Consider the following 13,541-nt stretch of genomic DNA (forward strand, 5'->3'; position numbering starts at 1 on the left):
CGGGCGTTGGCAGGTGCTAGTGGCGCACGCTGGCCAGTAACCGCCCTCGTTCCTCCGGGTCCAAGGCACCGGCGCACGCTGCCGCGGCCAGGCCGTACGATCCGTCAAGTACTGCCTGGTCGGCGGCGGCCGAAGCGCCGAAGGCCGCGAACTCTGCTGTGTGATGGGCTGCGCCACGGACGTCGTAGCCAACCATGGGGTGGATGGTTGGCACCAGTTGGGAGACGTTGCCCATGTCCGTGGAGGCCACTGGCTCGGAATTGAAGACGACGTCCCGTCCGATGGCCGTCATGGCTGCCCGGTAGGCATCCGACAGGAACGGGTCTTGTCGGAGTTCGGCGTAGTCATTGCCCGCTGGCGTGACATCCAGGGTGCAACCGCTGGCGTGGGCGCCTGCTTCGAGGCAGCGCCGCACCTTGTCCTGGATGATGCGCAGCTTTTCGATGCTCGGAGCCCGCATCTCAATGCTCGCCCTTGCGCGCTCGGGGATGACGTTGACGGCGCTTCCGCCTTCGGTGACGATCAGCGAAATGATCGACCCGATCGGGAGCTGTTGCCTGGCCAGCGCAACGGCCGTCTGGGCGACGACAAGTGCGTCCAGGGCGTTAACTCCTTCCATCGGGGCGGCAGCTGCATGGGCCGGCCTGCCTTCGAACAACACGTCCCACATGGACATCGCCAGCGACGAACCGCCCACCACGTCCTTCGCCGCGGCATGGGCCATCATTGCCAGGGACACGTCCTCGAAGAACCCTTCCGCGATCAGGTCCACTTTTCCACCCGTGGTCTCCTCCGCCGGCGTTCCGAGCACCTTGACAGTGATGCCGAGTTCGTCAGCGACTGCCGCTAGAGCCAGCGCTGCTCCCACAGCGCTGGCCGCGTTCACGTTGTGTCCGCATGCGTGGCCAATGGCGGGCAAGGCGTCGTACTCAACGCACAGCGCCACAACCAGGTCTCCGGTTCCCAGCCGCGCACTAAAGGCGGTGGGTTGTAGTGGCTGGCGATCATCGAAGCGAAAGCCCGCCGCATGGAGAAGCCGCCTGATCCGCTTGACTGCACGGAACTCCTGCCCGCCGAGCTCAGGATCGGCGTGGATGGCGTGGCTGAGGTCCAGCAGGTCCGGTTTCCACCGCTCGGTGGCGGCCTTCAGCCTGGCCTCGATGTCGCTTTGGGATACGCGTACGACGGCGGCCCCGCGGCTTAGGCTGTTAAGTCCAGCGGCGGTCATGCGGACACCCCGGCGTTTTCGCGCTTTGGGTAGCGGGCGCTTGCGGCCGCCGCGACGAGTGCGGCCACAGCAAGGGCTCCCCAGATGCCCTGCAGCCCGGACTCTGAAATATGCCCAGACTCCACGGACGCGGAGGAGATCAGCTTCACCACGGCCGCGCCCACCGCGATCCCGACGGACAACGCGAGCTCATTGAGCCCGGCGGCAGTTGAAGTTTCCTCCAATGGGACGCCTTCCACGGACAATGAGCGGGTTCCGGCCTGGTACATTCCCAGGCTTAAGTTGAACATCGCAAAGCCCAGGCAATAGCCGGCAATGGAACTGTGGGCAAGCATCATGACCAGGAAGCCGCCTGCGAGCAAGACACCGGCAAACACGAGCGTGGCCCGCTCACCGAATTTTCGCAAAGCCCGGGCCGTGAGCAGCGAGGACAAAAGGGAGAGCACGGAAGCCAAGGCCAGGACAATGGCGATCATCAGGGGGCTCAGGGCAAATCCGTAACCCGTCTTTTCAGGATTGGAGTGCAGGAATATCCCGTTGGTGCCGAAGTAGCTGATGGACGCGAAGCCAAAGAAGAAAGTAGCCAGTGAGATGGAGCGGATCCGCGGAATGGCCAGCATCCGCAGGTCCATGAAGCGCTTACCCTGGTTTGCCCTGTAATCACGCTTGGCCCAGTAGGCCAGCAGGGATACTCCCAGCAGGCCAGCGGCCAAGGTGCGGGCATCCAGCCAACCCCATTCGGGCGCCATCGAGAGCGCCACAACAAAACCAATGAGACCGAGCGAGCAAGCCAGCAACGGCCCAAGGGCGATGCCCTCGCGGGTCGGCACACCGGCGTCGGGCAGTAAGAAGGAAGAAATGAACGCGACCACCGCGAAAGGAACAGCCACCCAGAAACCGAGAGTCGGGCTGGTGACCCCAACGATTCCGGCAAAAAGCCCGCCCGCTCCCACCATGATCATGAGCATCCCGATCATGACGCTCACACCAGTGCGCGTATGCCCAGGGCTGCTAACGCGCAGGATGCCCATCATGAGGGGGATGAAGCCCACCACGCACGTAAGCATGACCACGCCGATCGTCACCGTCCACAGCGAGGGCCACAAGGCCATCTGAAGAACTCCTGCCGTCACAACCCCTGTGGACCAGCGCAGCACCAGCCTGTACCCGTAGCTGTCTCCGAGCCTTGAAATGATCGGGGTGAGGACTGCAAAGCTCACGTTGGAGATCAGGAAGATGCCGTTGATGGTGGGGTCGTCAATCTCGAAGACGGGTCCGAGCGCGGGGAGGATGGGGTTCAAGTACCCCTGGGTGACCCCGCTCAGTGATTCAATCAATGCCATTGCGAAGATCATTCCCGCAATGGACCGGCGCGTCGTTCCAGACGCCGCCGCTGGTGCTGTCTTGCTTCCCATGTGCTTCCTTGTGGTCTTGGCCTGTTGAGGGTGCCGCCGATTAGTGATGCGAGTCACGACGATATTGCCCTCGTTTAGACTGGCTGGGAAATTGTTTGAAATACACACAAGGAAGGCCTCAGTGAACGAATCAGCCATAATTTCCGAGCTGGACCTCGAAATCCTGAATGCCCTCCAAATCAATCCGCGGGCAGAGTGGAGCCGGATTGCCGACGCCCTTGAGCTGTCTGCGCCCACAGTGGCAAGGCGATGGAACGCTCTTGCCGGCCAAGGCCAGGCTTGGATCACACCTGCACCCGGACAGCGCTATCTCAGTGCCGGGTGGTCAGCCTTCATCCATCTGTCATCCTCGCCCAGCGAGAGCGAGGCGCTGATTGAGCAGCTGTGCTCCGAACCTGCATTCGGCACAGTTTCTCTAGTGACAGGTGCGCACGATCTCTTCATTGACTGCTTTGCATCCAGCCATGAAGAGTTGATGGATATCGTCACCGGCGCCTTTCCAAGGCTGCCCGGCGTCACGCATCGTGAGGTCGTTTTCGTCACCAAGTTGTATCGGCAGGCCTCAGAATGGCGCAGCGGCACGCTGGAACCAGCGCGCGCAAGGCTCGTGTCAGCGGAACCCCTGCCCGAGCAGTCGGCCTACGCACCGGACCGGCTTGATGCAGCGTTGTTGGAGGAGCTCGCCAAGGATGGCAGGGCGAGCTGGGCGGAACTGGGTGCCGCCTGCCGCGTTTCGCCCCAAACAGCCCGACGGCGGGTGGAACGGTTCCTGGCAACCGGCTACATGACGCTGAGGTGCGATGCGTCCAGCTCCGCCCAGCAGGGCCTGAGGGAAGTGACGCTCGTCTTGAACGTTCCAGCTGAGTTCGTTGACGGTGTGGGCAGCTTCTTCGCGGCGTTGCCCAATTGCCGGTTGAGCGCCCAAGTCCTTGGCGCACAGAACCTGCTGGTCACTTTGTGGGTCCGGGACTATCTGGAGGTCCAGGCTTACGAACGTGAACTTGCCCAGCGGGCTCCAGGAAGTGCAGTCATCTCAAGGCAGGCGGTGGTCCGGACCTTCAAGCGGTTGGGCCACGTCCTGGACGAAGCAGGTCGCAGTCGCAGCGTTGTGCCCCTGCCGCTATGGAGGGAGAGTTCGTAAGCGTTATCCACAGAGTCAGTTCACCGATCAGCCCATCGCGGACACCCGGAACTCGGTCGGGGCAATTGTTGCCATCTCTGCTGACAGCCGCGAAGGTGTTGATGCCCTGGCCGCTAAGGCGGTCGAGGCTGGAGGTTCCGAGACGTACGACCCCAAGGACCTCGGGTTCATGTACAGCAGGGCGTTCCGTGACCTCGACGGCCACCACTGGGAAGTTGTGTGGATGGACCAGGCCGCCGCGCAGAGCGGCCCGCCGGAGCACTAAGCAACCGGAGCACTAAGCAACAGCGCCCTAAAGGACAGCCAGCACGCCAAACACGACGGCGAGCAGCGGCGTTGTCCCCTGGAGAACCGCAGGGCGGAGGTATTTTTTGCCACTTGCAGCGAGCACCAGTGCCGCAAGGAGCATGGAACCGCAGCAGCTGAAGACGAGGGTCCAGCCCACCTGCGGAGCGCCCATGCCCACTGCGATGATGCCTATCAACGCGCCGATGGCCAGGAAGAGGTTGTAGAAACCCTGGTTGTAGGCAAGTGGCTTGGTGGTTTCGGCGTCGGCCTGTGATGTCACGCTGAATCGTTTCCATGTAGCTGGCTTGGTCCACGTGATGGATTCCATGGTGAAGATGTACACGTGGAGCAACGCCGCAAGCAGGGCGAAAATCAGGGAGGCCAGGATCATGGTCTGATCCTAGCCTCCCCATGATCTGGCGCAGGTGTCAGGAGCTGGGCAACTCGGGCGTGGCGCCAGCAGTCAGGCAGACACGAGCGTCCGGGCGTCTTCGGTTACCCTCCTTGATGGATGTTGAATAACCGTGAATGCCAAGGCCACACCGATCAGGACCATTGCCGGGACCAGCATTGCGCACCACAAACCGAGCTGCAGAAGGAGGGCGCCGCACACGGCACCCAGGAACATCGACGCCACGGCCGCAAACCTGCGCATGGTGGCCGCCGTGGTGGCCCCACCCCAAAAGCGTCCGGCTTCACTGAACAGCAAGGACAGCGTGGACGTAATGACTACGGTGGAAACGTCGGGCACGCCGACTCTGCGAGCCGCAATGGCTTGGAAACCCATCATGATCCCGATTGCGAGAGTCACGGTGTGGATCAGGAGTTCGTTCATGGGGAGGAACGCCAGCACCCCGGTAACAGCCAGCATTCCACACGCCGAAGTCCAGAAAACCGGAACCAGCGACGCGTCGCGTCCGCCAGCAAAGGGAACGCGCCGCAGGATCAACCCGAGGACCCAGGAACCAGCTGCGAAACCGCCGAGTGCTGACAACGGCCCCAGAAGTGGAACGTGTTCCGAACCTGCGAGGGAGAGGCCGATCAGGATGACGTTGCCGGTCATGTTTGCTCCGAAGACACGGTCCATACCCAGATAGGTTGCGGCATCGAGGGTCCCGGTGCCGAAACTCAGCGCGATCATCAGCCAGAACGATAAGCGTGGATGAAGCACGGGCCTACTTCCCGTCGCTCGTCGGGCGCTGTGACGCGATCGACAGTCCATCGGAGCGCGGATCTGAACCAACAGCGAAGGCGCCTGGCGTCTCTTCCTGCCGAACCACCTGGAGGTGCCCTGCGGCGTCGTCCAGTGCTCCCAGCTCTTTCGTGTGGAAGCCGGCGTCGAGAAGGTTCAGGACGGCCGTCGTCGAGACTCCATGTTCCACCGAAATCGTGGTGGCGTCGTCCGGCGCAGCAGCTCCGGCTTCCATCTGTCCAACGATCCAACGCGGCCGGGCTGTTGCCTCGGCCGGAGACATACCCAACGCAAGGTTCAGGGCCAGGTGTGTGTGGACCTGGGGTTGGGCCCGACCTCCCATGGTGCCGTGAGCCCCGATGAGTTGCCCGTCCCGACGGACAAGCACCGGCATAAGGGTGTGGGCTGGCTTCCGTCCCGGAGCGAGCTCATTCGCGGCACCCTGCGTCAGGCTAAAGGATGCCCCGCGGTTATGCAGGAGAACGCCCGTTGCCGGATCCACCACGCACGATCCGAAAGCGTGGAATGCGCTTTGGATGAGGGAGACCCAGTTGCCGTCGGAGTCGGCCGTGACGATCGCTACTGTGTCACCGGTTCGTCGGCCGTATGCCCGGCCGTGGGAAGAAGCAGGTTCCTTGCCTGCGATGGCGCCGAGGGCCAATGCCTCGGCAGACTTCGCGGAGAGCAGTCCAGCAACAGGGATTTCGGTGTGTTCCGGGTCGCCAAGGTAGCGGTCACGGTCCTTCGCAGCAGCCGCCAGCACGGACGCCACAATGCCGGCCTCGGCGCCATCCGGGTCAGGAACGTGGCCAAGTTCCTGGGCTACGACGTTAAGAGCGGCCAAGCCTTGCAGGAAGAACGTGCCTTGGCTGTTGCCGGCCGCACTGAGGTATTCAGAGCCCGCGAACATCACGGAGACCGGCGTTTCAACCGTGGCTTCGTAGGCTGCGAAATCATCCAGGGTGAGGTCACCGCCTTGCCCGTGAAGGGTCTCCACGATGCTTCGCCCAATGGAACCGCGGTAAAACACTTCGGTCCCGTGCTCCGCGATGGCTGCCAGGGTTTCTGCCAGACGATCCAGCTTCAGGGTCTCGCCTTCACGCAGGAGTGCTCCATCCCGGAAGAAGACCTCGCGGCATCCCGGGTCTTGGGCCAGGAGATGCTCTTCCCGGATGAGGTCCCGGGCGACCCCTGGAGCCACTGGCACTCCGGCTGCGGCGGCTGAAGCCGCGGGAAGAAGCGCCTCAGAAAGGGGCAACATCCCCCAGGTCTCAGCGAGAACCTCCCAGGCACCAAGAAGCCCGGGCACGGTGACGCTTTTCGCACCGGATACAGGGACGAACCCGTCTGCGCCTGCGTAGTCGGCGGGGTTCAACGACCGGGCAGATCGTCCGCTGCCGTTGACCACTGTGACGTTCCGGTTATCGGATCCCACCATGGCGATGACGTCACCGCCGATAGTGCATTGATTCGGATAGACCACCGTAAGCATGGCTGCTGCAGCCAGTGCGGCGTCCACGGCATTGCCGCCATTGGCGAATGCTGTATGGGCTGCAGCCGTCGCAGCTGAGTGTGGCGTCGCGGCCGCGCCGGTGAATTTTTGGCTCATGGCTTGTTGTGCTTTCTGCTTAATGAATCCGGGTCCCAGGCGTCAATGCCAATAGCCATCGCAACCTCGTGGATGTGACCGGACATGGCCTCGCGTGCGTCATCAGCCTGATGACCACGGATGGCCTCGTATATTCTCCGATGCGCAGCAACGGACTTTTCGATTCGTGTCATGGTCTGGTGGGCGGTCTCCCTGGAAGGCGCCATCCATTCGTTGGCGACATCGAGGAGCCTGACCAGCATGGGGTTCTGGGTGAGTTTGGCAACACCTGCGTGGAACTCGACGTCCAGCCTCACCAAGAGCTGCATGGACGGCTCGTCCCGGCGGAGTTCCGCCTCGGCCAATTCCAGCGGATGGAGCAGGGCACCCAATTCAGTAGCCCGGCCCCGAAGTGCGGCGCGCTCAGCCATCGGAGGTTCGATGACTGCACGGAGGTCCATGACTTCGCGGAGCATCCTTTGTGGGGCTTCCATCGATCCGAGCATCCCCGCGTGAAGTTCGGGACGGGTTTGTGCTTCGACGATGGTTCCACGGCCGGGTTTCCGGCTGATGAGCCCCCGAAGTTCGAGTTCACGCAGAGCTTCCCGCACTGATGTGCGGGATATTCCTGCGGTCTCTGCCAGCTCGCGTTCGTTGGGAAGTTTGTCGCCTGGGTTGAGCTCGCCGTTGGTGATCATGCGGATCAGCCTTTCGCTCAATTGCTCCGAAAGGGGACCGCTGGCTACTGAAATGCTGCTCAAGGACGACACGTCTAAAACCTCCGCTGAAGTTGGTTCGACAAACCTACCAGCCGCTGGGACTGGCCAGTCTTTTATTCGAGGATTTCCACCGTCACCCAGTTTTCAAAGCAGCTGCCGCCCGCAAGGCTCATGACGCCGATAGTTGCGCGACCGCCCAAACCCACCTCGGGTCCGAACACCTCAACAAAAAGATCAGTGGCACCCGAGGACACCTTGTGGACCTCGGTGAAATCCATGGTGGAGGTCACGAAGCACAGAGACCGGATGATCCCTTTGACGCGGTCGAGGGAACCCAGAGCCAGCCGGATTCCGCCAAGACAGTTCAACGCGGTCAAGCGGGCGGCTTCGTAGCCTTCCTCCACAGTCAGGTTGGCGCCAAGGCGCCCTGGGTAGCGGACCGTGCCGTCACTTTTGTCCGGCGTGTGGCCGCTCAGGTACAGGACGTTGCCCACAATATGGTGGGGCTTCATGCTCCCGTAGGTGTCGGCACCGTAGTAGCCGTCAACGCTGAAGTCCGGAATCTCCAGACCCAATTCACGTACGCGGTCTTCATAGCTCGTAGCCAAAGTCTTGCTCCTAATCTGTCCTGCCGAGCCACGGCAGTTAGTCCAATGGTCCAACCAAGTTGCTATGACACTAGTCACTCGGGGGGTCACCGTCAAGACAAAACTAAAAAATGAACGTCATTCATAAAAAACTGTTGACTTCGGTCTGAAGGTCGGACAAACTCCAGTTATGGGCGATTCGCCGCCGCCCTGCCAACCAAGTGATTACACCCCAACAGCCGGCTCCTGAACCGGCACATCACTTGCAAAGGAACCCGTTATGTCCACTCTGGACCGCTCACTGGACCCGCTCCACGTCAGCTATGCCGACGACCCCCGCGTTGTAAAGGAAGCCGCAACCGAGGACTACACCACGCACGTTGTTCCGCTTTCATGGCGCAGCAGCAAGAAGTCACTCTCCATGTCCTGGTACTCATTGGTCAGCGGCATGTTCTATCTGGTCACCGCCGCAACACTGGCCGCAGTCGTCGGAACCGTGGACACGCTGATCGGCATTGTCCTGGCTTGCGTCGCGTTCGGTGCTCTTGGCTACATCTTCTCCGGCTACGCCGCCAAGACCGGCCTCACTGTCGCCCTGATATCGCAACGCCTGTTCGGTGCGTCGGGGTCCATCGTTGCGCCGCTCATTCTGGCCGCAACATCCATCTACTACGCGGTATTCGAAAGCTCCATGATCGCCCATGCGTTCTCCGCCTCCATCGGCGGCCTGGATATCCGTGTCTGGTATGCGATCGCTGTCGTCATGAACCTTCCCCTGGTTATGGGTGGGATCCGGCGCTGGATGGACAAGTACAACGCAGCGCTGCTCCCCGTTTATTGGGGCGGCCTTATTCTTGTCATCATTCTTGCTGCCACGCGAATGGACACCTCCGCATGGTTGGCCCACACGCCCCAGCAGGCTGCAAGTCTCGCCGCCCCAGGCTGGCTCTACGCCTTCTTCATTTACCTGGGCGTACTGGTTCTCATGATGTTCACCATGGACTTTGCCCGCTTCGGCAAACCCCGCGACGCCAAGATCAACGGAATCGCGACGTTCGGGCCAGTGTTCTATGCCTTCGTCTACCTGGCCAACGGCCTGATCGGCATCTTCATCGCCTACGCCGCAGGCTTGGCCGGAGGTATTTCGTCCACCGCAATCGTGGACTTCATCGTCACCCTTTTGGGCGGTTGGGGACTGTTCCTGGTGTGGGTGACCCAAGCCCGTATCAACACCGCGAACTTCTACGTCGCCTCAACCAACATGGAAGCACTCTGGACGCGCCTCTTCCGCACCAGGCTCCCGCGCGTTTGGGCCGTGCTGCTGTGCGGCGCCATCACCTACGTCTTCATGCTCACTGACGTCCTCAGCTACTTGCTTGTTGCGCTGGCTTGGCAGGGTGCCTTCATTGCATCGTGGGTCAGCATCATGTTGGTCCACATCATCTTCAGTGCTGGTGGCGACAAGAACGATTTGCCGGAATTCCGGCCGGGACGCCTGGCCCGGTTCACCTTGGGTGCTTGGGTCTGGATTGGAAGCTCGGTGCTGGGCGGGCTCTTCTACCAATTCGGTGGCGCGTTCGGAGCCACCTGGTCAACACCGCTCACCTTCGCGCTTGGCGCCTTGCTTTACGCCGCTGCCTTCAAAGCACAGTCGCGGGCAGCCCTGCTCCGCCGGGCCAACGATCCCCGCGATGAGGTGGAGGACATCTGGGAGGCCCGCATCCGCTGCCATGCGTGCGACCACAGCTACATTGCGGTGGAGATGGACAGGGACCCGAGCCAAACAGGTCAGCCTGCCATTTGCACCGCCTGCGCTGGACTTAGCAAGGAGTACCTCGCGGCCTGCCGGAATGAGCACTTGAGCGGCGGTATCGCCGCAGCCGATCCAGCTCGGCAGCCCGTTCAGGGACTGCGTTAAATAAGTTGACGACGGCGGGAAATCCCGCCGTCGTCAACTTATGTCCAGCCCTTGTCAGTCACTCAGCATGGCAAGTGTCGCGCCTGCGAAGGACCACGCAGAACCGTTCCATCGCGCCAGCAAGCCTTGGAGGTTCTCACCGTCGGCCCGGTGGGCGGCGGTTTCAGCTTCGAGGGTCGCCAGGATTCCGGTGCGCAGCTCGGTATTGAAGTTCACCTTGCCAACCTGCATGGAAGGAGCCTTTGAAAGCTGTTCAGCGGGGATGCCGGAGGCGCCGTGCAGCACCAAAGGAACCTCCGTCCGTGCAGCAACTTCCTGGAGTACATCCCAGCGGATGTTGGGCTCGCCCTTGTACTTTCCGTGGACGTTACCCACCGCAACGGCGAGCAGTTGAGCTCCGGTCCGCGCAACGAACTCGGCCACCTGCGCCGTGTCAGTGAGGCCGGCGACTGAAGTACCGGCGTCGTGCGCTGAATCTTCGGTACCGAATGCCTTGTCCTCGTCGCCCGCCAGGCCACCCAGCTCTGCCTCGATTACGACGTCGGACCCACCTTGCGCATCCAGCGCGGCACGGACTTCGCGAACCAAGGCGATGTTGTCCTCGAACGGCAAGGACGAACCATCCGCCAGCACGGCATCGGCACCGGCAGCCACGGAGTCGCGGATGACCTGCAGGTCCGAGGCGTGGTCCAGTTGGACGGATACGGGGATGCTGGCGTCGTCCGCGAGGCCGCGAAGTGCCGCGATGAGCCTGAGCCCGTTGGGGGTGGAAGCCGTCTTCGGAGCTACGAGCAGGATCACGCCGAGCCGGGCTTCCTCCGCCGCCGAAACAACGGCCATCGCGGTAGTGAAGTCGTAGCAGGTGAAGGCCGGAACAGCAGAGCCGTCAGCGAGCGCGGAAATGACCAACTGATCCAGTTTGGCGCGCATTAGTGGGCCAGGCCTCCCACCAGGATCCAGGCAACGTACGTCAGCGCGAAGCCGGCCAGGCCCAGGATGGTAGTGAGGACGGTCCAGGTCTTGAGGCCGTCGGTGACAGTAAGGCCGTAGTACCGGATCACGGTCCAGAATCCTGCGTCCGTCACGTGGGACAACCCCAACGCGCCGAATCCGATGGCGATCACGATCACGGCGATCTGGGCGGGCGTGTAGCCGCCTTCCATCACTGCGGAAGTGAGCAGGCCGGTAGTCGTGACAATGGCAACGGTGGCCGAGCCCTGGGCGGCGCGCAGTGCAAGGGAGATAACGAAGCCGAGAACGATCACCGGCAGGCCCAGGCTGTCCAGGGTGTGGGACAGGGCTGCGCCGATGCCGGAGGTGCGGAGGACTTCACCGAACACGCCGCCCGCGGCGACAACCATGAGGATGGACGCAATGGGAGGAAGGGCGCCTTCGAAGATCTCGCCGGTTTCCTTGAGTGACCAGTTGCGGCGGACCGCCAGCAGGAAGAAGGAAAGGGCTACCGCCACGAGGAGCGCGAAGAACGGGTTGCCGATGAACGCGGCCACGCCGTACCAGTAGTTGTCCTTGGCAATGGTCAGCGTCCCCAGCGTGCCTACGAGGATTTGGACGATCGGAGCGGCGATCAGGAAAATGATCAGGCCGGGACGCGGAGGGGCGATGGCGCGGGCGCCGGGACCGTCAGAGCCCACGTGGACCAGGGACTCGGAACCGAATTCGTCCACCTGCGCCTTGACGCCCGGGAGCAGTTCGTAGTCCTTGCGGTTCATGATGCTGGCAACCCAGTAGGACAGGAAGCCAAGCGGCACGCAGATGATCAGCGAGATCAGGGTAATGAGGCCGATGCCAGCGCCGAAGACGCCGGCGCCTGCAACGATTCCCGGGTGCGGCGGGACAGCCACGTGGATGGACAGCATGATGCCGGCCATGGGCAGGCCGAATTTGATGGGGTGAACGTTCGCGATCTTGGCGAAGGCATAGACAATCGGGACGAGGACGATGACGCCCACCTCGAAGAACACGGGAATCGCCACGAGGAAGCCCACGGCCGTCAAGGCGATGGCAACACGCTTGGCGCCCAGCTTCTCAGTGAAATGGGTGGCCAGCGATTGCACGCCGCCGGATACCTCGATCATGCGGCCAAGAATGGCGCCGAGGGCAATCAACAAAGCAACCTTGCCCATGGTGCTGCCAACGCCGTTGGCCACCACGGTGAAGATGTCCTTGAGCGGAATCTGGGCTGCCACGCCTACCAGGATGCTGACAGCCAACAGGGCAACGAAGGCCTGGATCTTGAAGCGGATAATCAGCACGAGCAGCAGGGCAATGCCCGCAGCAGCGATAGTCAGCAACAGGGGTGTTCCCAGTTCCACTGCCGGTTTGATGGCGGGGGCATCAGCAGCCCGGACCACCAAGGAGTTGATGAGGGGATTCATTGGGGGTGTCTCCTTTGACATACCAGTCTAGAGAAGACCGGCGGGAGGTGGCGACGACGGCGAAGGGGGGACCGCCGTCGTCGCGGGTTTTTATTGGGTTAGTTGGTGCGCTTTGTGGGCGCGACAACCTTGATGACGGCGGAGTCGTCGGCGGCGGCGAGGCCTTGGGCCTGGCCGAGGAGGTAAAGCTGTTCTGCAGCGGCGGCAACGGGTGCGGCAAGGCCGGCAGCGCGGGTGGCTTTGCCGACGATGCCCATGTCTTTGACGAAGATGTCCAGGCGGCTGAGGACCTCGGCTCCGTCCTCGGTGTAGGCCTCCAGGATGCGGGGGCCGCGGTTGGACAGCATGAAGGAACCGGCAGCTCCGGCTTCCAGCGCGGCGAGGGTCTTGGCCTGATCGAGGCCGAGGGCGTCGGCAAGGGCCATGGCCTCTGCAGCTGCGGCGATGTGCACGCCGCAGAGCAACTGGTTGACGGTTTTGAGTGCTTGGCCGTCGCCGGGCTTATCGCCAACAATGCTCAGGGTGGAAGCCAACAGTTCCAGCGCGGGCCGGGCCTTTTCAAGCGCCTCCGGCTCGGCACCAACGACGATGAGCAGATCGCCTTCACCGGCACGCTTCGGTCCACCGGACAGTGGCGCGTCCACGAGTGAAACACCGTACCCGGCCAGTTTTTCGACCGTGGCGGGGATGGCTTCGGTGCCCACCGTGCTGCCGAGGATCACGACTGCGCCCGGCTTCAGAACCGAGGCAACGCCGTTTTCGCCGAACAGGACATCGTTGAGCTGCTCACCGTTGCGAACGGCCAGGAGCAGCGCGTCGGCGTCCTGCGAGGCTTCGCGGGCAGAAGCAAAAGTCTTGATACCGGCTGCCGCAGCGAGCTCCAATCGGGGCTCGGCGATATCGAAACCGTGGACGGTCAACTCGGACGCGAGGCGGGTGGCCATGGGCAGGCCCATGGCTCCGAGGCCCAGAACGGTGATGGTGTAGTTGCTGCTGGTCATGGTGTTCTCCGATAAATAGGGGCCACGCTTGCCGGGTTCCCTGGCCGAGCTTGCGAGGTTAGGGGGCA

12 protein-coding genes are annotated in these 13,541 nt (G+C 62.5%); 2 read left to right on the forward strand and 10 right to left on the reverse strand.

The window, feature by feature from the left end:
- Positions 1–16: 16 nt before the first annotated feature.
- Together AC6I97_RS00970 and AC6I97_RS00975 are read right to left on the reverse strand one after the other, a co-directional pair.
- Entirely contained in the window at positions 17–1,228 is a 1,212-nt protein-coding gene (locus AC6I97_RS00970) for an amidohydrolase (protein ID WP_497943835.1), read from the reverse strand.
- A complete protein-coding gene (locus AC6I97_RS00975) occupies positions 1,225–2,643 on the reverse strand; it encodes an MFS transporter (protein ID WP_497943836.1) in 1,419 nt (472 codons plus the stop codon). The genes AC6I97_RS00970 and AC6I97_RS00975 overlap by 4 nt, the downstream gene beginning before the upstream one ends.
- 121 nt (positions 2,644–2,764) lie before the next feature.
- On the opposite strand from AC6I97_RS00975, the gene AC6I97_RS00980 reads away from it, so the two are divergent.
- A complete protein-coding gene (locus AC6I97_RS00980; RefSeq protein ID WP_497943837.1) occupies positions 2,765–3,784 on the forward strand; it encodes an Lrp/AsnC family transcriptional regulator in 1,020 nt (339 codons plus the stop codon).
- Positions 3,785–4,076: 292 nt separating this feature from the next.
- Here the strand turns inward: AC6I97_RS00980 and AC6I97_RS00985 are convergent, their stop codons facing one another.
- The 5 genes from AC6I97_RS00985 to AC6I97_RS01005 all read right to left on the reverse strand — a co-directional run bounded on the left by AC6I97_RS00985 (position 4,077) and on the right by AC6I97_RS01005 (position 8,179).
- Complete coding sequence (locus AC6I97_RS00985) at positions 4,077–4,463, reverse strand: DUF1304 domain-containing protein (protein WP_497943838.1); 387 nt, start codon at positions 4,461–4,463, stop codon at positions 4,077–4,079.
- Positions 4,464–4,535: 72 nt separating this feature from the next.
- On the reverse strand, positions 4,536–5,213 hold the full coding sequence (locus AC6I97_RS00990) for a YoaK family protein (RefSeq protein WP_497943839.1): 678 nt from the start codon (positions 5,211–5,213) through the stop codon (positions 4,536–4,538).
- 34 nt (positions 5,214–5,247) lie between these two features.
- Positions 5,248–6,873, reverse strand: coding sequence for a gamma-glutamyltransferase family protein (locus AC6I97_RS00995; protein ID WP_497943840.1), 1,626 nt, complete (start codon positions 6,871–6,873; stop codon positions 5,248–5,250).
- A complete protein-coding gene (locus tag AC6I97_RS01000; protein WP_497943841.1) occupies positions 6,870–7,622 on the reverse strand; it encodes a FadR/GntR family transcriptional regulator in 753 nt (250 codons plus the stop codon). Before AC6I97_RS01000 ends, AC6I97_RS00995 begins: the two co-directional genes overlap by 4 nt.
- Positions 7,623–7,684: 62 nt before the next feature.
- The gene (locus AC6I97_RS01005) at positions 7,685–8,179 is read right to left on the reverse strand and encodes a RidA family protein (protein ID WP_224094710.1); all 495 of its coding nucleotides are present in this window, start codon (positions 8,177–8,179) and stop codon (positions 7,685–7,687) included.
- A gap of 259 nt (positions 8,180–8,438) precedes the next feature.
- On the opposite strand from AC6I97_RS01005, the gene AC6I97_RS01010 reads away from it, so the two are divergent.
- Positions 8,439–10,076 carry a purine-cytosine permease family protein gene (locus AC6I97_RS01010; RefSeq protein WP_497943842.1) on the forward strand — a complete coding sequence of 546 codons (1,638 nt, stop codon included), beginning with the start codon at positions 8,439–8,441 and terminating at the stop codon, positions 10,074–10,076.
- Between the two features lie 54 nt (positions 10,077–10,130).
- On the opposite strand, the gene AC6I97_RS01015 is transcribed toward AC6I97_RS01010, so the two are convergent.
- The 3 genes from AC6I97_RS01015 to AC6I97_RS01025 form a co-directional block, all read right to left on the reverse strand.
- Positions 10,131–11,006 (reverse strand): class II fructose-bisphosphate aldolase, encoded by an 876-nt coding sequence (locus AC6I97_RS01015; protein WP_497943843.1) that lies wholly within the window; start codon positions 11,004–11,006, stop codon positions 10,131–10,133.
- A complete protein-coding gene (locus AC6I97_RS01020) occupies positions 11,006–12,472 on the reverse strand; it encodes a GntP family transporter (protein ID WP_497943844.1) in 1,467 nt (488 codons plus the stop codon). The genes AC6I97_RS01015 and AC6I97_RS01020 overlap by 1 nt, the downstream gene beginning before the upstream one ends.
- 98 nt (positions 12,473–12,570) lie before the next feature.
- The gene (locus AC6I97_RS01025) at positions 12,571–13,473 is read right to left on the reverse strand and encodes an NAD(P)-dependent oxidoreductase (RefSeq protein WP_224094706.1); all 903 of its coding nucleotides are present in this window, start codon (positions 13,471–13,473) and stop codon (positions 12,571–12,573) included.
- Positions 13,474–13,541 lie beyond the last annotated feature (68 nt).

This window comes from Arthrobacter sp. TmtSoilC48 (genome assembly GCF_059739425.1).